Source organism: Stenotrophomonas sp. YJH_SMC_8, assembly GCF_059371315.1.
In genome coordinates this window covers 96,708-117,104 of record NZ_JCAFUL010000012.1, presented here as the reverse complement: position 1 = coordinate 117,104, position 20,397 = coordinate 96,708, and the positions used below count along the sequence as shown (strand labels likewise).

Genomic DNA, 20,397 nt, shown 5'->3' with positions numbered 1-20,397 from the left:
CCGGGTAGAGTCGACTGTTAGTCGACTGCTCTTCGTTCCGACCGCGAAAACCCCGCGCTGCGCGCGATAGTCGACCAACAGTCGACGCTACCTGCGGCCCGGCGCCATCGCGTCGGGGCCGGCCACCCTCAGCACTCGATGACGTTCACCGCCAGCCCACCACGGCTGGTTTCCTTGTACTTGTCCTGCATGTCACGGCCGGTATCGCGCATGGTCTTGATCACCTTGTCCAGCGACACCTTGTGCTTGCCGTCGCCACGCATCGCCATGCGCGAGGCGTTGATCGCCTTCACCGCGCCCATCGCATTGCGTTCGATGCACGGAATCTGCACCAGGCCACCGATCGGGTCGCAGGTCAGGCCGAGGTTGTGTTCCATGCCGATCTCCGCGGCATTCTCGATCTGGCTGGGGTTGCCGCCCAGGGCAGCGACCAGGCCGCCGGCCGCCATCGAACAGGCCACGCCCACTTCGCCCTGGCAGCCCACTTCAGCGCCGGAAATCGAGGCGTTCTCCTTGTACAGGATGCCGATCGCCGCGGAGGTCAGCAGGAAGTCGAACACGCGCTGCTCGTTCGCACCCGGGCAGAAGCGATCGAAGTAGTGCAGCACCGCCGGCAGCACGCCGGCTGCGCCGTTGGTCGGCGCCGTGACCACACGGCCACCGGCGGCGTTCTCTTCGTTCACCGCCAGTGCGTACAGGTTCACCCAGTCCAGCGTGGTCAGCGGATCGCGCATCGCTGCTTCCGGCTTCGACGACAGTTCGCGGTACAGCGCCGGCGCACGACGGCCCACCTTCAGGCCGCCCGGCAGCACGCCTTCCTCGCGGATGCCGCGCGCCACGCACGACTGCATCGCGCTCCAGATCTCGCGCAGGTTGGCGCGGATCTCGTCTTCGCTGCGCCAGCACTTCTCGTTCTCGAACATCAGCTGGGCGATGCTCAGGCCGCTGCGCGCGGTCTGCGCCAGCAGCTCGTCGCCGCTCTTGAACGGGTAGGGCAGCGGGGTTTCGTCGGGTACGATGCGGTCATCGGCCGCGTCGTCCTGGTTGACCACGAAGCCGCCACCGACAGAGTAGTAATCGCGGGTGGCGATCACTTCATCCTCGGCGTTGTACGCGGTGAAACGCATGCCGTTGGTGTGGTACGGCAGCTTCTGGCGCTTGTTCATGCCCAGGTCGCGCTTCTCGTCGAAGGCGATCTCGTGCTGGCCCATCAGCTGGATGCGCTTGTTGCTGCGGATGCGCTCCAGCGTGGCCGGAATGATGTCCGGGTCGATCAGGTTCGGGCGCTGGCCTTCCAGGCCCAGCAGGATCGCCTTGTCGGTGCCATGGCCGCGCCCGGTCAGCGCCAGCGAGCCATAGACATCGGCGCGGATGCGCGCGACTTCGTGCAGGCGACCCGGGTCGAGCAGCCAGCGATGGATGAATCGCTCGGCGGCCTTCATCGGCCCGACGGTGTGCGAGGAGCTCGGGCCAATGCCGATCTTGAAAACGTCGAACGTGCTGACAGCCATGGTTGCCGTACTGCGGGTACCGGAGGAGACCGCTATTCTAGCGGTTCATGCCGCACTTCCATGGCTGCGGCGCAGCATTTCGGCAGAGGGAGCAAAACCGGTGTTGACCCTGTTCCAGCGCGACGACTGCCATCTGTGTGACATGGCCCTGGCCGAGCTGGCCAAGGCGCGGGCACCCGAGTTCGAATCGGTGTTCCTGGACGACCAGCCGGCGCTGGAAGCGCGCTACGGCGCACGGGTGCCGGTGCTGCGTGACGAGACTGGCGGTCGTGAGCTGGACTGGCCGTTCGACGCGGCACGTGTGCAGGCCTGGCTGGCCACGGGTTGAATCCGCCGGGCATGGCCCGGCGCTACCCTGTGTCACCGTTCTACGGTAGCGCCGGGCCATGCCCGGCGGCACACCCGTCTTATTTCGCGTCGAACTTCACGATCGTGCTGATCGCGGTTTCGTCCGGGATGGTCTTGGTGTCGGCCCAGTCGCCGCCGCCGACGCCGAAGTCCAGGCGCTTGACCGTGGCCTTGCCGGTCAGCACCGGCTGGGTGCCCGGCTTCCAGGTGAAGGTGAGGGTGACCGGCTTGCTGACGCCGCGCAGTTCCAGGGTGCCATCGGCGGCGAACTGGTCATTGCCCACCGCGCGGAAACCCTTGGCGGTGTAGCGTGCGGTGGCGAACTTGCCGACATTGAAGAAGTCGGCGGTCTGCAGGGTCGAGTCACGGTCGCTGTTGCCGCTCTTGGCGCCGGCCAGCGGGATCACCACGTCCAGCGAACCGGCGGCCGGATTGGCCGGGTCGAAGCTGAGCTTGGTGGCAAAGCCCGGGAAGCTGCCGGTGAACACTTCGCCGTCGTACTTGGTGGCGAACACCAGGATCGAGCCTGCGCCGGGGGCCTGTGCGTAGTCGGCGGCGAGCACCGGGGCGGTGGCCAGCATGCCGGCCAGGGCGGCGGCCACGGCGGCCGGAGTGGTCAGTTTCAGGTTCATCGGTCAGTCCTTCTGAGGGGAGGCAAGCCAGCCGCGCGGCAACATGCGGGACAAGGTCGCATCGCGCTGGAACAGGTGGTGGTAGAAGGCAGCGCCGGCATGGGCCAGCACCACCGCGATCAACAGCCAGAAGCCGTATTCGTGGATGGCATGCGATACCGCGACCACCTGCGGGTCGGGGCCGCTCAGCTTGGGCACGTCGACCAGGCCGAACCAGCGGAACGGGCGCAGGCCGCTGGCCGAGTCGTACAGCCAGCCCGACAGCGGGATGGCGAACATCAGCACATACAGCAGCACGTGGGTGGCGCTGGCAATGCGTTCCTGCCAGCTGGGCACGCCCGGCACCGGCTTGGGCGCGCCGGCGTACAGGCGCCAGCCGAGGCGGAACAGCACCAGCGCCAGCACGGTGATGCCGATCGACTTGTGCGCGGTGTAGACCCAGAAATACTTGGGGGTCTTGGGCAGTTCACCCATGGTCAGGCCGACCACGCCGAGGGCGAGGATCAGCAGTGCGATCAACCAATGCAGGATCTGGCTGACACTCCCCCAGGCGGCGGGGGTGTTCTTGGCGGTCATGAAGGGTCCTCTAGGGGGCCGTCTTGGGGTCGGAGTGCGGAACGGGAGCGGGAGTTCCCGGGGCGTCGCTGCGGTCGAGGGTGGCTTCAGCCTCGATCCTCAGCTGTACTGCATCACCGATGACGCCCGGCCAGGCGGTGATGCCGAACGCACGCCGGCTCAGTGTGGTGCTGGCGGAGAAGCCGGCGGTGCGTCGGAACGGGGGGAGCGGGTAGCGCTTGATGGCGTTGAGGGTCACATCCAGCGTGATTTCCTGGCTGACCCCGCGCAGGGTCAGCGTGCCGATCACGTGGGCGCGCTTGGCATCGATCGGTTCGACCCGGGTGGAGACGAAGTGTGCCTTCGGGAAACGCTCGCCATCCAGAAGGCTGCGGGCCAGCGTGGCCTGGTTCCATTTGGCATCACCAAGGTCCAATCGCGACACGGGGACCTCGACGTCCAGCGTGGCCTCGCGCCAGTTGTCGGGATCGAACTGCAGGCGGCCCTCGCTGCCGGACACCGTACCCATGGCCTGCGAATAGCCGGCGTGGTCGATGCTGAACAGCACCCGCGTGTGCACCGGATCGAGGCGGTAGGTGTCTGCATCCGCCCAGGCGGGGGCGGTGGCGAGCAGCATCGGCAGCAGGGCCAGGCAGGGACGCATCGATGGCGGGCTCCGGAAGGGGGACGCTGTGATCATACGCACAGGCCCCTGCCAACGATGCGTGCATGGCTGCAACAGTTCGTGGTGGTCCTGCCCCGGCAACAGGCTGTTGCAGCCATGACCCCGGCCCTGTGTGACAATCGGGACAGGACAGGGGGTTCAGGATGACGAGCAGCTGGCGCCTGTGGTGCCTGGGCATCGCGGCAACGGGGCTGCTGCTGTTGGCGTCTGCCACGGCGGCTGCAGCCCTGGACATGGCAGAAACACCACGCCTGCGGCGCTTCGGTGCCGCCGAAGGCATGCCTTCGCGCATGGTGCTGGCGCTGGCCGAAGACCGCCAGGGCCATGTCTGGGCCGCAACCGATGGCGGCCTGGTGCGTTACGACGGCAGCTCGCTGCGGGTCTGGGAACATGATCCGGAACAGCCCGGCTCGTTGCCCGGCAACGAGATCGAGACCCTGCTGGTCGATCCGCTGGACCGCGTGTGGGTGGGCATCAATGGCAAGGGCGTGGCCCGCCTGGATGCCGACCGCGAACGGTTCAAGACCTTCGATGCAGTCAATGGTCCGTGCCTGGGCCAGTTCTGGACGCTGGCCTACGCCGGGGATGCGTTGTGGATCGGCACCAGCAGCCAGGGTATCTGCCGGTTCGGGGAGGACGGCAGCCTGCGTTTCTTCAAGCACGACCCGGCCCGTGCCGACGGCCTGCCCAGCAACACCATCTACAGCAGCCTGGTGGATGCGCGGGGGCGCCTGTGGATCGGGACCGAGGCCGGCGTCGCACGCTGGAACGGCCGTGACTTCGAGCCTGTGGCGCCGCACGAGCTGGGCGCATTGAGCGTGCTGCGGATGAGCCGCGATCCGGATGGCTCGATCTGGGTCGGCAGCCAGAACGATGGCCTGTACCGCATCGACGCGCAGGACCGGGTCAGTCGTCCGCGCTGGAGCGACAGCGCCCGCCTGCGCTCGGCGCTGGTGCTGGCCGATCGCCAGGGCGGCTACTGGGCGGGCACGTCCGACGGCCTGCTGCGAGGCGACGCAAGTGCGCTGTGGCGGCTCGATGGCGACCGCGGCAGTGGTTTCCTCACTGCACAGAGCGGTGTGCTCGATCTGCTGCAGGACCATGAGGGCGGACTGTGGGTGGCCCTGCTGACCCAGGGGCTGGCCTATCTGCCGCCGGACTGGCGCCGCTTCTCGATCTGGAACCAGCTCGATGGCAAGCCGCTGGACAGCCAGTACCTGCTGGGCGCGGCCAGTGACGGCCAGAACTACTACGTGGGTTCGGCGCACGGCGTGTATCAGCTGGATGCGCACGGCACGCTGCGCCTGCTGGCCAGCGACCGCGAGATCGGCAGCGGTGCGGTGTGGTCGGTACTCCCGCGGCCGGACGGGCGCCTGTGGCTGGGGCGTGCCGGCCGCATCAGCGTGTATGACCCGGCCACCCGCGCGCTGCACGATTGGCATATCGATGGAGGTGCCGACCTGCGCCAGCGCATCGACCTGATGCGGCAGGCGCCCGATGGCACGGTCTGGCTTTCGGTGATGAACCTGGGCCTGCAGCAGCGCAGCGCGGATGGCCGGGTGCTGCGCAGCTATCCACTCGACGATTTCCGCAAGGCGGCTGATTCACCCATCGAGCAGATCCGCTTCGATGCCCATGGCAAGGCATGGGTGATGGGCGACATGGGCATCTGGCGTGAGCAGGCTGGGCGCTTCGAAGCGGTGCCGGGGGTCTCGCGCGGGCTGATCTACGACCTGGTGTGGGTGGATCCGCAGCAGCTGTGGCTGGCCCGCCAGGGCGCGCTGGAGCGCTACCAGTGGGATGGCATGAGCCTGCGCCTGATCCAGCGCATTGATGGAAGCGCCGGTGTGCCGCCGGTCAGCATGGGGGGCCTGGCATTGGCCGACAATGGCCGGGTGTGGGCGACCACGCCGCGCGGCCTGCTGCGCTGGGACCCGAAAACACGACGCCTGCAGTTGTTCAATGAACGCGATGGCCTGTCCGATGCCGAGTTCACCAGCCGGCCGCCGGCGGTGAATGCCGATGGCCGCGTGCTGGCCGTGGCCCAGACCGGCCTGGTCGCTTTCGACGTGAATGCCGACGACGTGGCGCTGCCCGGGTCGTCGCTGGTGATTGCCGAGGTGCGCGTGCGCCGCGACGATGCACGCGGCTGGCAGCCGCTGCCGAACACCGGCACCCTGCTGCTGGGACCGGATGATCGCGATCTGCAGATCGATGCGCGGCTGCTGTCGTATGCCAATCCACAGGGCAACCGCTACCGCTTCCGGGTACGCGGGTATGACCAGAACTGGGTGGAGCAGGGCGGCGACGGCCAGCGCACGCTGTCGCGACTGCCCACCGGCAGTTACGTTGTCGAAGTGCAGGCGGCCACCGCCAATGGTGCATGGACGCCTTCGCAGCAGCTGCAGGTGAAGGTGCTGCCACCGTGGTGGCGCAGCGGCATGGCGATCTTCGGCTACATCCTGATCGGTTCGCTGCTGCTGCTCATCCTGGTCTGGTCGATCCGTGCGCGCCTGCGCCGTCGCCAGCAATGGCAGCTGACCGTGCACAAGCAGGAGCTGGCCGAACAGGCCTCGCAGGCCAAGAGCCGGTTCCTGGCCACGCTGGGGCATGAAGTGCGCACGCCGATGACCGGCGTGCTGGGCATGAGCGAGCTGCTGCTGGCCACACCGCTGGACCCGGTGCAGCGCAGCTATGCCGGCTCCATCCAGCAGGCCGGTAGCCATCTGCTGCGATTGGTCAACGATGCGTTGGACCTCGCGCGCATCGAAGCGGGCCGGCTGGAGCTGGATCTGCACCCGTTCGACCTGGCCGGCCTGCTCGACCAGGTGCAGGCGCTGATGCAGCCCATGGCGAAACAGCGCAAGCTGGATTTCCAGCGTGGCGACGATCCGCCCGGCCCGATCAGCGTCAGTGGCGACGAGATGCGCGTGCGGCAGATCCTGCTCAACCTGCTGGGCAACGCCATCAAGTTCACCGAGCGCGGCCATGTCGGCCTGGCCGTGCACCTGGAAGAGAACGGCGGCGGTCTCTGTTTCGAAGTGCACGACAGTGGCCCGGGCATCAATGCCGAGCAGCAGGAGCGGCTGTTCCACCGATTCGAGCAGGCGGAGGGTCCGCGCACGGCCTCGCGCTATGGCGGCAGCGGGCTGGGCCTGGCGATCTGCCAGGAGCTGGCCGTGGCGATGGGCGGGCGCATCGAAGTGGACAGCCAGCCAGGCAAGGGCGCGCGCTTCCGGGTGCGGTTGCCGCTGCCCTGGACCCGGCAGGCCGCCGCCGCCGCGGGCGAAGCGCCTGCGCAGCCGGTGCTGCCGCCACTGCGCATCCTGCTGGTGGAGGACGATGCCACCGTGGCCGAGGTCATCGCCGGCCTGCTGCGCAGCCGCGGCCATGACGTGGTGCATGTGCTGCACGGCCTGGGGGCTTTGTCGGAGATCGCTACCGACGGCTTCGATGTTGGCCTGCTCGATCTCGACCTGCCGGCACTGGACGGCACTGCGATCGCTCGCCAGCTGCGCACCCTGGGCTACGAGCTGCCACTGGTGGCGGTGACCGCCCGCTCCGATGCCTATGCCGAATCGCAGGTGCTCGCTGCCGGTTTCGATGGTTTCCTGCGCAAGCCGGTCACCGGCGACATGCTGGTGGCAGCGATCATCCAGGCTCGCGCCAAACGACAGACCACAACTTGAAAACGTCGGCGCCGGGCGTGAACGGCGCGACTTTCGGTTTACCATGCCGACGCCCGCGGCGCGGGAATCATCAGGGCAGCGTGAGGAGGCAATCGGTGGTGTATCTGCGGGCGGCGATGCTGCTGCTGATCCTCCTGTGCGGCCTGTCACCCGCTGCCGCGCAGCCGGTGCCACCGAGCCCGCGCCAGGTGACGGTGTTCGACGGCCTGCCGTCCAATACCGTCAACCGCATGGCCGAAGACCGCTACGGCTACCTGTGGATCGCCACCAACGACGGCCTGGCCCGTTACGACGGGCGCAACTACCGGATCTGGCGTTCGGAGGATGGCCTGCGCGACAACCGTATCTGGACGGTCCTGGTCGATGCGCGCAACCAGCTCTGGATCGGGACCGAGAACGCGGGCCTGGTACGGATGTCGGCCGACCGCCGCCAGCTGCATTTCTACGACCGCAGCAGCCAGCCGTTGATGGGGACCAACACGGTCTGGAGCCTGGCGACCACCCCCGACGGTGCGATCTGGTTCGGGACCCACGAAGGTGGGCTGTACCGGTTGGACAGCCAGGACCGCCTGCAGCGTTTCCTGCCCGAGGCCAACAATCCACGCAGCCTGCCCGCTGCCTCGGTGCCGTATCTGGCGACGCTGGCCGATGGCAGCCTGTGGGTCGGCACCAAGCATGGCGTGGCGCGCTGGACCGGCACCGACTTCGAGCGGGTCGGCACGGATGTCATTCCCAGCCTGCTGATCAATGGGTTGACCAGCGAACCCGATGGCAGCCTGTGGATCAGTACGATGGCCGGCGCCACGGTGCGTCGCCCCGACGGGCGTTTTGAATCGCCGCCATGGAAACTACCGCCGGGCGAGCAGGTGCTCGGCATGATGCTGCGCGATGAACAGGGCGGGCATTGGCTGGATACCCGTACCGGGCTGGGCCGGGCCGTGGATGGGCAGTACCAGACCGTTCCGCTGTACAGCGCCGTTGCGCGCGGGCCGGTGCGGCCGAACTGGACTGGCGCCTACGAGGACCGCGAAGGCGGCATCTGGTTGGCCAGTACCAATGCCGGCCTGTGGCACCTGCTGCCGCGCTGGTGGCAGTTCTCGGTGTTGTCGCGATTGGAGGATGACGCCGGCTCGCTGCGCAATGCCTTCGTGCTGGGCACCAGCCCTTCCAGCAATGGCGGCATCTGGACGGTCGGCAGCCACGGCGCGCTGGACCGGTTCGATCCCAAGACCGGAAAGATCGAGCAGCACCGCACCTGGGTCAACGGCATGTACTGGCTGTCCTCGGTTCGCGAGGATCGCCGTGGCCAGGTCTGGATCGGCTCGACCGATGCGTTGCTGCGCTATGACCCGAAGCGGCGTGACCTGCGTCGCTGGGGCCGTGATGCCGGGGCCGACGCAACCATGGAAGGGGTCATCGAGTCGATGATGACCTGCGACGGCGACAGTCTGTGGTTGATGTTGCCTGCAGGCCTGCAGCAGCGTGACCTCGACGGTCGCCTGCGCCGCCAGCTGGACAACGGCCAGCGCGGCCTGCAGCAGGGCCAGCTCAACCTCGACGTGGAATGCGGACCACAGGACCACATCTGGCTGGCCAGCAGCCGTGGCCTGCTGCAGTGGCTGCCGGAGAGCGAGCGCTTCCAGCCGGTGCCGGGTGCGCCGGCGACGGCGATCCATGCGCTGCACGTGGGCCGCGATGGCCAGGTCTGGTTGTCGGAGGATGGCCGCCTGTCGCGCTACCGCTGGAGTCAAGGGCGGCTTGAACGGCAGGCGGTGGTCGGCGCGGAGCAGGGTTACCCGGCGATTTCCGCTTCCGGGCTGGTGGTCGACGCACAGGGCGTGGCTTGGGCCACCAGTGCGCGCGGCCTGGTGCGGGTTGGCGCCGACGGGCAGAGCGTGCGCCTGTATGGCGTGCACGACGGCCTGCCCAGCCAGGAGTTCCGCGAGCACACGTTGACGATGTCCGGCGATGGCCATCTGGTCGCCGGTACCCCGGCCGGCGTGGTGGTGTTCGACCCCGAACAGGTGCGGCCGTCGGTGCGGCGCGCGCCGTTGGTGATCGAACGCGTTGAAGTCCGCCGCAACGAGCAGGTACTCGACCTGACCCACGACACGCCGTTGCAGATTGCCGATGGTGACCGTGACCTGCGCATCGTCGCGCGACTGTTGTCGTTCGCCGATTCGGCTTCCAACAGCTACCGCTACCGCCTCGCCGGCTACGACCCCGATTGGGTGGAAGTGGGACCGGCCGGTGAGCGCCTGTTCTCGCGCCTGCCGCCGGGCAGCTACCGCCTGGAAGTACAGGCGCGCTCGGCAGACCATGTCTGGTCGCGGGTGCAGAGTCTGGAATTCCGCGTACAGCCACCGTGGTGGCGCAGCCTGTCCGGGCTGCTGGTGCTGGCCTCGATCGCGCTTCTGCTGACCAGTTGGTTTGCCTGGCTGTATCGCCGCCGCCTGCAGCGGCGCCATGCCTATCAGCTGGCACTGCACAAACAGGAACTGGCCGAGCAGGCCTCGGCGGCCAAGACCCGCTTCCTGGCCAATCTCGGCCACGAAATCCGCACGCCGATGACCGGCGTGCTCGGCATGAGCGAACTGCTGCTGGCTTCACCGCTGGACCCGCAGCAGCGCGGCTACACGCAGTCGATCCGGCACGCCGGCGAACACCTGCTTCACCTGGTCAACGATGCATTGGACCTGGCACGGATCGAGTCCGGACGGCTGGAACTGCAGTCCAAGCCGTTCGCGCTGAGCTGCCTGTTGCAGGACCTGGCCGCGTTGATGGGACCGCTGGCAGCACAGAAGGGCCTGCGTTTCACTCTCGACAACCAGCTGCCGCCGGGCCTGCAGGCGACCGGCGATGCGATGCGGGTAAGGCAGATCCTGCTCAACCTGCTCTCCAACGCGGTCAAGTTCACCAGCCGCGGCACCATCACCCTGCATGCGCGCAGCGATGGCGAGCTGCGCGCACTGCATTTCGAAGTGCGCGACACCGGGCCGGGCATCAGCCAGGAACAGCAGCAGCGCCTGTTCCGCCGTTTCGAGCAGGCCGACGGTGCCCGCACCGCTGCGCAGTACGGTGGCAGTGGCCTGGGCCTGGCCATCTGCCGCGAACTGGCGCAGGCGATGCAGGGGCGTATCCAGGTGGAGAGCCAGCTTGGCCGCGGCACGTGTTTTGGCGTGACCCTGCCGTTGCCGCTGGTGGTCGATGCCAGCGCAGAGGCCGAGGGCGAAGCGCACCGCGAGGATGCGGCCAACATGCCGCCGCTGCGCGTGCTGCTGGTCGAGGATGATGCAACCGTGGCTGATGTGGTGCGCGGGCTGTTGAGTGCACGCGGCCATGAAGTGGTACACGCGGGCCATGCGCTGGCGGCACTGCGCGAGATCAGTGCCGGTGATTTCGATGTCGGTCTGCTGGATCTGGACCTGCCGGGCCTGAGCGGCTTCGAGCTGGCCCAGCACCTGCGCAACCAGGGCTACATGCTGCCGCTGCTGGCGGTGACGGCGCGGACCGATCCGGACCTGCAGCAGCAGGTGGAAGCGGCCGGCATCGGCGGCTTCCTGCGCAAGCCGGTGACCGGTGAGCTGCTGGTGGAAGCGATTGCCAGGGTCATGGGGCGGTAGGGGGTTCGGCAGGGCCTGCGGCCCTGCACCTGCTGCAAGCCGGAGCAACAGCAACAGCAACAGCCGAAGCAAAAGCTGGCTTCCTGTGGGAGGCGGGGTGGATCCGGTTGCGGGAGACGCCGTAAACCCATCCATGGGGGCTTGGCCGCGGCATCCATGCCGCGGACACTCCCGCAACCGGACCCACCCCGCCTTCGACAGTTTTCCGCGATCTGTCGGAGCACGGGGTCGGATCCCGTTGCTGCGCAACGGGCTCTGACCCCAATCTGGAATTCGATATCTGACAGATGTGTCGACCAAGGTCGACACCTACCAACAGCTGCCGGAATCTGTCGGGGGTGGGGCGGTGTGGGCTTGCAGGACCGTTGGCGCCATGGATGGCGCCATCGAGCCCCCATGGATGGGTTTACGGCGTGTCCTGCAAGCCCACACCGCCCCGCCAACCCACGGAATGCTCGCTGTTGCTGTTGCTGTTGCTGTTGCTGTTGCTTCGGCTTCGGCTTCGGCGGGTGCAGGGCGCAGCCCTGCCGAACCACCCTCACTCCGCGACGTGCTCGACTTGCCGTGGCTCCGGCTTGGTATCGGGCAGCTGCCAGAAGATCATCGTCGAGGTCAGCGTGATCGCGCCCACGCACAGGAACGTCGCATGCAGCGCCGCGGTCGCGCTATTGCTGTCCAGGTGGTTGCCGAACGCGGCCAGCAGGCTGCCGGCCGCAGCAGCACCGAAGCCGGCCGCGAGCATCATCACCATCGACAGCAGGCTGTTGCCGGAACTGGCGAATTCGCGGTCCAGATCACGCAGGGTCACGGTGTTCATCACAGTGAACTGCAGTGAATTGACCGCACCGAAGAACGCCAGCTGCAGCAGGCGCCAGGCCAGGTGCTGGCCGGGTGTCATCAGGATGAAGCTGGCCATGGCCAGGCCTACCAGCACGGTGTTGACCATCAGCACGCGACGGTAGCCGTAGCGCTCCACCAGCTTCACTGCCAGTTTCTTGGAGACCATGCCAGCGGCGGCCACCGGCACCATCATCAGGCCGGCGTTCATCGGGCCCAGGCCCAGGCCGACCTGCAGCAGCAACGGGATCAGCATCGGCATGGCGCTGCTGCCGATGCGCGAGAACAGATTGCCGAGAATGCCGATGCGGTAGCTGGGCACGCGGAACAGCGCCAGCGAGAACAACGGCGCCGTCGAATTGGCCGCATGCAGCCAGTAGCCCACCAGTGCCGCCAGGCCTGCAACGGTCATCAGCATCACCAACGCGTGTGGCGTGCCCAGCCCGGAGATGCCGTCCAGCGCCAGTGACAGCACCACCATCGCGAAGGCCAGCATGATGTAGCCGCGCAGGTCGAAACGGGTGCGATGGCTGGCGTAGTGGTCGGGCATGATCTTCATCGCGGCGATGAATCCGATCACGCCGATCGGCAGGTTGATCAGGAACACCCAGTGCCACGAGGCGATCTCGACCAGCCAGCCGCCCAGCGTGGGACCGATCAGCGGGCCGACCAGGGCCGGGATGGCGATGAAGCTCATCGCGCGCAGGAAATCCTCGCGCGGGACCGACCGCATCACCGCCAGCCGCCCGACCGGCAGCAGCATCGCGCCGCCAATGCCCTGCAGCACGCGTGCGCCGACCAGCTGGTGCAGGTGCTGGGCCAGTGCGCAGGCCAGCGAGCCGAGGGTGAACAGGATGATCGCCACCAGGAAGGTGCGGCGGGTGCCGTAGCGGTCGGCGATCCAGCCGGAGGCAGGAATGAAGGTGGCCACTGCCAGCGCGTAGCTGAACACCACCGACTGCATCTGCAGCGGGCTTTCGCCCAGGCTGGCCGCCATCGCCGGCAACGCCGTGTTGACGATGGTCGAGTCCAGCATCTGCATGAAGATCGCCAAGGACACCAGCCACAGCAGGGGGCGCTGGCGGTTGTAGGTCGATGGCGATGTGGACATGGGGTGCGGCCGGTGCAGCGTGGGGGCTGCCATGATCGCGCACTGCGGGTCACGGCGCGATCAACATCGCGCCGCAACCGTATGCCGAATGCTCAGCGCTGGCTGTGCGCGTGCACCGCGTCGACCAGCACCTGCACGTGGGCCGGGTCCATGTCCGGCGACATGCCGTGGCCGAGGTTGAATACATGGCCCTCGCGCGAACCACCATTGCCTGCGGCATAGGTGTCGAGCACGCGCGCAGCAGCGGCAGCGATCGCATCCGGCGAGGCGTACAGCGTGGTCGGGTCGAGGTTGCCCTGCAGGGCGACGCGGCCACCGGTGCGGCGCATGGCCTCGTCCAGGTCCAGCGTCCAGTCCAGGCCGAGTGCGTCGGCACCGGTCTGCGACAGTGCTTCCAGGTGAAGGCCGGTACCCTTGCCGAACAGGATCAGCGGCGTGCGCTCGCTGCCTTCGCCACGCTCCAGGCCTTCGGCGATGCGCTGCAGGTAGCGCAGCGAGAACTCGCGGTACATGGCCGGCGACAGCACGCCGCCCCAGGTATCGAACACCTGCAGTGCCTGCGCGCCGGCCGCGCGTTGCGCGCCCAGATAGGCGATCACCGCGTCGGTGGTGACCTCCAGCAGGCGGTGCAGGGCCTGCGGGTGGTTCAGCGCCATCGCCTTGATACGGGCGAAATCCTTGCTGCCGCCGCCTTCCACCATGTAGCAGGCCAGCGTCCAGGGGCTGCCGGAGAAACCGATCAACGGTACCTGGCCGTCCAGCTCGCGACGGATCAGGCGCACTGCGTCCATCACATAGCCCAGGTCCTGTTCCATGTCCGGTACCGCCAGCCGGGCGATGGCCGCCTCGTCACGCACCGGATGGCGGAACTTCGGACCTTCGCCTTCGACGAAGTAGAGCTCCAGGCCCATCGCGTCGGGAATGGTGAGGATGTCCGAGAACAGGATGGCGGCGTCCAACGGGAAGCGGCGCAGCGGCTGCAGCGTGACTTCGCAGGCGATCTCCGGGTTCTTGGCCATGGCCAGGAAGCTGCCGGCCTTGGCCCGGGTTGCGCGGTACTCCGGCAGGTAGCGGCCGGCCTGGCGCATCAGCCAGACGGGGGTGCAGTCCACCGGTTCGCGGCGCAGGGCGCGCAGCAGGCGATCGTTGCGGAGAGGGCTGGTCACGATGGGCATTCCTTGGACGAAAGTTGGCAGCGGCGTCAGTCGCCGTGCGAAAGGATCTGGAAGCCGCGATGCAGTTCGGCATCGCGGGCTTTCTCGAAGGCATGGCGGGCTTCGTCGGCCTGCAGGAACAGCTCGCGCCGCAGCTGCGACCGGCTGCCGACGCGGCCGCTCTCGCGCAGCAGCTCCCAGCCGCCGAACAGGTCCGGCTGCAGGCTCAGGCGCAGGAAGCGCGGTGCCTGCGCACCGGCGTCGGGATGTTGCAGGTAGACGTGCATGGGCCGATTGTATCGCCCCGGGGCGGCATGGACCTGTAGCGCCGAGCCCACGCTCGGCTGCGCTTCATGCCGCGACACAATCCGGTAGCGCCGGGCCATGCCCGGCGAACACGGAAGGGTCAGCCCGCGCCCAGCACCTTCAGCACCGCTGCCTCATCCACGTCCGGCACCACTTCGGCGCGGCCCATGCCCCGCCACAGCACCAGGCGCAGGCGGCCGGCCACGTTCTTCTTGTCCAGCCGCATGCGGCCGAGCAGGGCCTGCGGGTCCAGCCCGGCCGGGATCGCCACCGGCAGGCCAAGGCGTTCCAGAAGCGACTGCAGGCGCGCGCGGTCGGCATCGTCGGCCAGGCCCAGGTCGGTGGACAGCTTAGCAGCCAGTACCATGCCCACCGCCACCGCCTCGCCATGGTTCAGCGCATCGCGGCCCGGGGCCGAGTAGCCCTGTTCGGTTTCGATGGCATGGCCGAAGGTGTGGCCCAGGTTGAGCAGGGCACGCTCGCCCTTCTCGAACGGATCGCGTTCGACGATCGCGGCCTTGTGCCGGCAGCTGCGTGCGATGGCTTCGGAAAGCACGTTGTCTTCGCCGGCGGCCAGCGCATCGGCATGCTGCTGCAGCCATTCGAAGAACACGGCATCACCCAGTGCGCCGTACTTCACCACTTCGGCCAGGCCGGCACGCAGCTCGCGCGGCGGCAGGGTGCCCAGCACGCGGGTATCGGCAATGACTGCACGCGGCGGATGGAACGCACCGACCAGGTTCTTGCCGGCAGGAATGTCGACCGCCGTCTTGCCGCCCACCGACGAATCGACCATTGCCAACAGGGTGGTCGGCAGCTGCACGCAGTCCACGCCGCGCATCCAGCACGCCGCGGCGAAGCCCGCCAGATCACCAACCACGCCGCCGCCGAGGGCGAACACGCAGGCGTCGCGGGTGGCGCCGAGCGCGGCCAGCGCTTCGATCGCGCGGCCGAATTCGGCCAGGGTTTTGGACGCCTCACCGGCGGCCAGCACGTGCTCGCCGACGATCAGGTCGGGGCGTGCGGCCAGCAGGGTCTGTTTCACGGCATCCAGATAGCGCGGGGCCACTTCGCTGTCGCTGAGCAGCAGCACATGGCGGCCGCGCACATGCGAGGCCAGCGCGGCGCCGTCAGCCTGGGCACCGGCGCCGATGGTGATGGTGTAGGGGCGGTCGCCGCCAACGGCGACCTGCAGCAGGGCGGGGGAAGTCATGCAGTCAGGTCCTGGCGCTGCCATTGCGTGGCCAGCTTCACCACCAGGTGGGCGGTTGCGTCGGCAGCGGTGTACGGGTCGGTATCAAGGGTGAGGTCGGCCAGTTCGCGGTACAGCGGGTCGCGGTGCGCGGCCAGATCATGCAGCACCTGCTCGCGGTCCGGGCGCTGCAGCAACGGCCGGCCCTTGTCGCGGGCCAGGCGTTCCAGCTGCGCGGCCACGCTGACCCGCAGGTAGACCACGAAGCCGCGTCGTGCGATCAGCGCACGGTTGTCCGGATCGAGTACGGCGCCACCGCCGGTAGAGACCAGCTGGCCGCGGCCCTCCAGTACGCGGGCCAGGGCCTCGCGTTCATGGCTGCGGAAGCCGGCTTCGCCGGAGTGCTCGAAGATGGTCGGAATGCCTGCGCCGGCGGCATCGACGATGACCTGGTCGACATCGACGAAGTCCAGCGTGAAGCGCTCGGCCAGGCGGCGGCCGATGCAGGTTTTGCCGGCGCCCATCGGGCCGATTAGGATCAGGTTCGGAGCAGGATTCATGCCCCGTGATGCTAACACCTCCGTGTCCCGACCTTTACGTTCTTCACGTCAGGCTGGGCACTCCTGCGGGCCTCCCGCATCAGCCAGAGTACAGGTCATGACGGTCGCCAAGGTCATCGAAATCACCGCCTCCTCGCCGAAGAGCGTGGAGGATGCTGTGCGCAATGGGTTGAAGAAGGTCTCCGAGACGGTCAAGGGCATCCAGGGCGCCTGGGTGAACGAGACCAAGGTGGTGACCAATGGCAGCGGCGAGATCACCGAATGGCGGGTCAACCTGCGGGTGACCTTCCTGGTGGAGTAGGCGCGCTCAGCGCACGTCCTGCACCTGGCGCTGGCCGTCCAGCACCACCACGTGGTCGGCGAGCGAGGGCAGGGCACGCAGCGCCTGCCGGCTGACCCGCTCGTAGTACTGCACGAAGCGCTCAAGCTGCGGCCGGCTCATGCCGTGCCGGCCTGGTTGCGCGGCCTGAAGGTTCTGCTCCTGCTGCCAGCGCCAGCGCGGTACCACCGAAAAGTCCGGTGGCTGCAGGAACCACAGGCGATCACAGCGCTGCCACAGCGCCGGATAGTCGCGGGCCAGGGCCTGGTTGCACCAGCGCCGCCAGCGGCCATCGGCATCGGCTTCGCGTTCCAGCGCGTTCAGCGGGCTGTCCAGCGCGTCATCGTTCTGTGCGGGCGTGCCCAGGAACCAGCCCTCGAATACCAGCAGGTCGAGGGGCTGCTCGATACGTGGCCACTGCGCTTCGGGCAGGCGTTCGTCGGCCAGCTTGTCGAAGCGCGGCATCGCGAAGGGCTGGCGTGCGGCCACGGCGTCCAGTACTCCGTGGGCCAGCGGCAGGTCATGAGTGCCGGGCGGACCGCGGGTGATCAGCAGTGGATGCACCTGTCGGGCCAGCCGCTGGCGCTGTGCGCGGGTCAGGTAGACGTCATCGATGGACAGCGTCGCCGCGTTCAGGCCGCGCGCCTGTGCACGCGCCACCACCTGCGCGGCCAGCGTCGATTTGCCGCTCCCCTGCAGGCCGCTGATCGCCAATACTGGAACCGCTGCGCCGCTGCCCAGCGCATCGTCCAGCGCCTGTTCGGCCAATGTTTCGGGGAATCCTTTCACCTGGGGCATATACGCAGCAGCGGCCATGCAGCCACAATAGCCCAATCCGTGTGAGAAGAACGCAATCATGAGCGACCTGTACGCCGAAGCCCTGTCCAAGTTTGCCGGCCTGTTCGAAGAGGCCAAGCAGAGCCGCGAGGTCGAGCCGAACGCGATGACCGTGGCCACCGCCGATACGCACGGCCGTCCCTCGGCGCGCACGGTGCTGCTGAAGGCGTTCGATGAGCGTGGCTTCGTCTTCTACACCCATCTGGACAGTCACAAGGGCCAGGAACTGCAGGCCAATCCGCAGGCGGCGCTGCTGTTCCTGTGGCGCAGCCTGCGCGAAGCCGGCATCCAGGTGCGCATCGAAGGCCGTGTCGAGCAGGTTGCCGATGCCGAGGCCGATGCTTATTTCGCCAGCCGTCCGCGCATGAGCCAGATCGGCGCGTGGGCCTCGCAGCAGTCGAAGACGCTGGCAACGCGCGAGGAGTTCGACGCGCGCGTGGCCGGGATCGAGGCCCGCTTCGAGGGCAAGGACGTACCGCGCCCGGAAGGCTGGAGTGGCCTGCGCGTGGTGCCCGACCGCATCGAATTCTGGTACGGCGCGCAGTTCCGCCTGCACGAGCGCTGGTGCTATGAGGCCGGTGCCGAAGGGCGCTGGAGCAAGCGCCTGCTGTACCCGTAAGTCGGGGTGGGGCTGGGGCTGCCGTAGAGCCGAGCCCACGCTCGGCTGCTCCTGCGAGAACATCAGCCGAGCATGGGCTCGGCTCTACAGAAACCTGCGTTTGTCGCGAACGGACTGGTCCGCTTCATGCGCGAGCAGGTCGGCGACGGGCACACTCGCTGCGATGCCCTCGATCTGCGGAGTTGCCATGCCCTCCTGGCGTTGCCTCTTTGCCGTGCCGCCACCACGCCGCGGCGTGGAAGCGTTGTTGTTGCTGCTCGCCCGCATCGTCGCCGGTGTGATGTTCTGCGTGTCCGGCTGGAACAAGGTGTTCACCGATGCCGGGCGCGAGCGCATGGTGCATACGCTGGTCGATGCCGGCATCCCGTTCCCGGTGTTCAGTGCGCCGGTGCTCGGTGCGATTGAATGGATTGCGGGTGGCCTGCTGGTGCTGGGGCTGTTGAGCCGCCCTTCGGCCCTGCTGTTGGCGGCGATCTGCGCGGTGGCGGCGCTGACCGATGGTATCGCGCGCATTCCCGCTGGACTGAGCGTGCCGGATTGGCTCAGCTGGTTCTTCTATCTGAGCGAAGTGCCGTTGGGTGTGCTGTTGCTGTGGGTGGCGGCGGTGGGCAGTGGCCGGTTCGCGATAGAGGTGCGCTGGGCGCGCTGACGGCACGCATCCTGTAGAGCCGAGCCCATGCTCGGCTGCTGTCCCCGTAGAAGCAGCCGAGCATGGGCTCGGCTCTACAGCCCTTCCGCGCGCAGCCAGCGCCACAGGGTGGTGCGTGATACGCCCAGCGCCTGGGCCATGCCCTCGCGGTCATTGCGGTGTTCCTGCAGCAATGCTTCCAGCTGCGCACGCGGCGGGCGCTTGCCGTTGCTTTCCAGCGGCAGTGCCGTCGCACCTTCGCTTGCCAGCTCGGGCGCCAGCTGCAGCAGTCGCGCAGCATCGATCGGGCCTTCACTGGGCTGCCAGTGGATGCGCAGGCGATCCACCAGATTGCGCAGCTCGCGCACGTTGCCCGGCCATTCGGCGGCGGTCAGCACGGCCAGTGCTTCTTCATCCAGCGGCGCATCGACGCCACGCAGCTGGCGGAAGAAATGCTGTGCCAACAGCGGAACGTCACCGCGTCGCGCGCGCAACGAGGGCAGGGCGATGCGCAGTGCCGCCAGCCGGTAATACAGGTCGCGCCGGAAGCTGCCGGTCGCTGCGCGCTGCTCCAGCGATTGCAGGGTAGCGGCGACCACGCGCAGGTCGACCGGGGTCGGTTCGGTGGCGCCCACGCGCAGCACTTCGCGTTCTTCCAGTACCCGCAGCAGGCGGGTCTGCAACGGCAGCGGCAGCTCGCCGATTTCATCCAGGAACAAGGTGCCACCGTCTGCGGCTTCAACCAGGCCGACGCGGCCGCCACGACGCGCGCCGGTGAAAGCGCCATCGCTGTAGCCGAACAGCTCGGCTTCCAGCAGCGATTCACTGATCGCGCCGCAGTTCAGTGCCACGAAGCGGCCACGGCGGCCGCTGGCCGCGTGCAGCTGGCGCGCGACCAGTTCCTTGCCAGTGCCGGTCTCGCCGGTGACCAGTACGGTGCTGTCATGCGGGGCGTACAGCGCGATCTGTGCGCGCACCTGCGCCATGGCCTCGCTGTCGCCGAGCAGTTCATGCGCGTCTGTGCGTGCCGCAGGGCGCCGGCGCGGCGCGGCGCGGTTGCCAGCGGAGCGGGCAAGGGTCTGGGTCAGCTCCAGCGCATGTTCGAAGGCCTGGCGCACCGAGTCGGCTGAGTACAACAGCACCCCGGGCAGGCCGGCCTGTTCGGCGTGGTCGATGGCCATGCCGGTGCCGACGATCACCTCGATGCCATTGGCGCGCAGGTCTGCAATGCAATCGCGCGCGTCTTCGCGGGTGACGAATCGGCGGTGTTCGATGTCCAGGCCGAAACTCTGCTGGAAGTTGCTGAACACCGGCACGTCGCTGGCATGGGTGACCAGGCCGATGCGGCTGGCGATGCGGCGTGCACGCGCCAGCGCCTCCATCAGATCGAAGCCGTTGGCCTGGATCGGCACCAGCGGCAGCTCCAGCCGGCTGCGCAGCCAGGCGGCATTGGAGCCACCGGCGATCACCACGTCGCAATGCTCACGGCGCAGGCGCTGGCCGATCACCTCGACGGCTTCCTCGAAGCCGAGATTGATCTGCTCGATGCGAGCGCGGCGGTCGAACTCGGGAATGACGTCGCCCAGCAGGCCGGTCAGTCGCGAGACACTGACCGTCCAGATCACCGGGCGGCCGGGGTCGGCATCGGTGTGGCGCAGGGGCGAGCGGGGCAGGTACATGGTGGCTCGGACCGAGAGGGGTGTTTCATGATACATCTGTTTCAGTGTTTCATATGTTTCACTGATGCGGGTCAGTCATCCCCGTGAAATCAAGCGCTTGCAGGTTGGCATG

Annotated in this window: 17 protein-coding genes; 6 read left to right on the top strand and 11 right to left on the bottom strand. The window is 67.9% G+C overall.

Annotation, left to right across the window (positions count from 1 at the left end; translation table 11 throughout):
* Window positions 1-128 precede the first annotated feature (128 nt).
* Window positions 129-1,511 (bottom strand): L-serine ammonia-lyase, encoded by a 1,383-nt coding sequence (locus AC5P88_RS15700; protein ID WP_495225458.1) that lies wholly within the window; start codon window positions 1,509-1,511, stop codon window positions 129-131.
* Between the two features lie 100 nt (window positions 1,512-1,611).
* Here AC5P88_RS15700 and AC5P88_RS15695 point away from each other — a divergent pair, with 100 nt between their 5' ends.
* Window positions 1,612-1,839, top strand: coding sequence for a glutaredoxin family protein (locus AC5P88_RS15695; RefSeq protein ID WP_106551023.1), 228 nt, complete (start codon window positions 1,612-1,614; stop codon window positions 1,837-1,839).
* A gap of 79 nt (window positions 1,840-1,918) precedes the next feature.
* On the opposite strand, the gene AC5P88_RS15690 is transcribed toward AC5P88_RS15695, so the two are convergent.
* From AC5P88_RS15690 to AC5P88_RS15680, 3 genes are read right to left on the bottom strand one after another with little or no spacing between them, the layout of a single operon-like run.
* The gene (locus AC5P88_RS15690; RefSeq protein WP_006384701.1) at window positions 1,919-2,491 is read right to left on the bottom strand and encodes a YceI family protein; all 573 of its coding nucleotides are present in this window, start codon (window positions 2,489-2,491) and stop codon (window positions 1,919-1,921) included.
* 3 nt (window positions 2,492-2,494) lie between these two features.
* Window positions 2,495-3,067: a cytochrome b gene (locus AC5P88_RS15685; RefSeq protein WP_005410672.1), complete on the bottom strand. Its 573-nt coding sequence runs from the start codon at window positions 3,065-3,067 to the stop codon at window positions 2,495-2,497.
* 10 nt (window positions 3,068-3,077) lie between these two features.
* The gene (locus AC5P88_RS15680; RefSeq protein ID WP_106551025.1) at window positions 3,078-3,710 is read right to left on the bottom strand and encodes a YceI family protein; all 633 of its coding nucleotides are present in this window, start codon (window positions 3,708-3,710) and stop codon (window positions 3,078-3,080) included.
* A gap of 164 nt (window positions 3,711-3,874) precedes the next feature.
* On the opposite strand from AC5P88_RS15680, the gene AC5P88_RS15675 reads away from it, so the two are divergent.
* A complete protein-coding gene (locus AC5P88_RS15675; RefSeq protein WP_495225457.1) occupies window positions 3,875-7,420 on the top strand; it encodes a hybrid sensor histidine kinase/response regulator in 3,546 nt (1,181 codons plus the stop codon).
* 95 nt (window positions 7,421-7,515) lie between these two features.
* Complete coding sequence (locus AC5P88_RS15670) at window positions 7,516-11,043, top strand: hybrid sensor histidine kinase/response regulator (protein ID WP_106551027.1); 3,528 nt, start codon at window positions 7,516-7,518, stop codon at window positions 11,041-11,043.
* Between the two features lie 538 nt (window positions 11,044-11,581).
* Here the strand turns inward: AC5P88_RS15670 and mdtD are convergent.
* The 5 genes from mdtD to AC5P88_RS15645 all read right to left on the bottom strand — a co-directional run bounded on the left by mdtD (window position 11,582) and on the right by AC5P88_RS15645 (window position 16,203).
* The gene (mdtD, locus tag AC5P88_RS15665) at window positions 11,582-12,991 is read right to left on the bottom strand and encodes a multidrug transporter subunit MdtD (protein ID WP_010482759.1); all 1,410 of its coding nucleotides are present in this window, start codon (window positions 12,989-12,991) and stop codon (window positions 11,582-11,584) included.
* Between the two features lie 92 nt (window positions 12,992-13,083).
* On the bottom strand, window positions 13,084-14,166 hold the full coding sequence (gene hemE / locus AC5P88_RS15660) for a uroporphyrinogen decarboxylase (RefSeq protein WP_012481016.1): 1,083 nt from the start codon (window positions 14,164-14,166) through the stop codon (window positions 13,084-13,086).
* Between the two features lie 26 nt (window positions 14,167-14,192).
* On the bottom strand, window positions 14,193-14,432 hold the full coding sequence (locus AC5P88_RS15655; RefSeq protein WP_032127800.1) for a WGR domain-containing protein: 240 nt from the start codon (window positions 14,430-14,432) through the stop codon (window positions 14,193-14,195).
* A 119-nt stretch (window positions 14,433-14,551) separates the two neighbouring features.
* Window positions 14,552-15,664: a 3-dehydroquinate synthase gene (gene aroB, locus AC5P88_RS15650; protein WP_106550302.1), complete on the bottom strand. Its 1,113-nt coding sequence runs from the start codon at window positions 15,662-15,664 to the stop codon at window positions 14,552-14,554.
* A complete protein-coding gene (locus AC5P88_RS15645; protein ID WP_106550303.1) occupies window positions 15,661-16,203 on the bottom strand; it encodes a shikimate kinase in 543 nt (180 codons plus the stop codon). The genes aroB and AC5P88_RS15645 overlap by 4 nt, the downstream gene beginning before the upstream one ends.
* Window positions 16,204-16,300: 97 nt before the next feature.
* Here AC5P88_RS15645 and AC5P88_RS15640 point away from each other — a divergent pair, with 97 nt between their 5' ends.
* Complete coding sequence (locus tag AC5P88_RS15640) at window positions 16,301-16,504, top strand: dodecin family protein (RefSeq protein WP_106550304.1); 204 nt, start codon at window positions 16,301-16,303, stop codon at window positions 16,502-16,504.
* Between the two features lie 6 nt (window positions 16,505-16,510).
* Here the strand turns inward: AC5P88_RS15640 and AC5P88_RS15635 are convergent, their stop codons facing one another.
* Complete coding sequence (locus tag AC5P88_RS15635) at window positions 16,511-17,338, bottom strand: kinase (protein ID WP_106550305.1); 828 nt, start codon at window positions 17,336-17,338, stop codon at window positions 16,511-16,513.
* A gap of 40 nt (window positions 17,339-17,378) precedes the next feature.
* On the opposite strand from AC5P88_RS15635, the gene pdxH reads away from it, so the two are divergent.
* A complete protein-coding gene (pdxH, locus tag AC5P88_RS15630) occupies window positions 17,379-17,978 on the top strand; it encodes a pyridoxamine 5'-phosphate oxidase (RefSeq protein WP_495225456.1) in 600 nt (199 codons plus the stop codon).
* A 187-nt stretch (window positions 17,979-18,165) separates the two neighbouring features.
* Entirely contained in the window at window positions 18,166-18,627 is a 462-nt protein-coding gene (locus AC5P88_RS15625; protein ID WP_495225455.1) for a DoxX family protein, read from the top strand.
* 74 nt (window positions 18,628-18,701) lie between these two features.
* On the opposite strand, the gene prpR is transcribed toward AC5P88_RS15625, so the two are convergent.
* Entirely contained in the window at window positions 18,702-20,285 is a 1,584-nt protein-coding gene (gene prpR, locus AC5P88_RS15620; protein WP_495225454.1) for a propionate catabolism operon regulatory protein PrpR, read from the bottom strand.
* Between the last annotated feature and the right edge of the window lie 112 nt (window positions 20,286-20,397).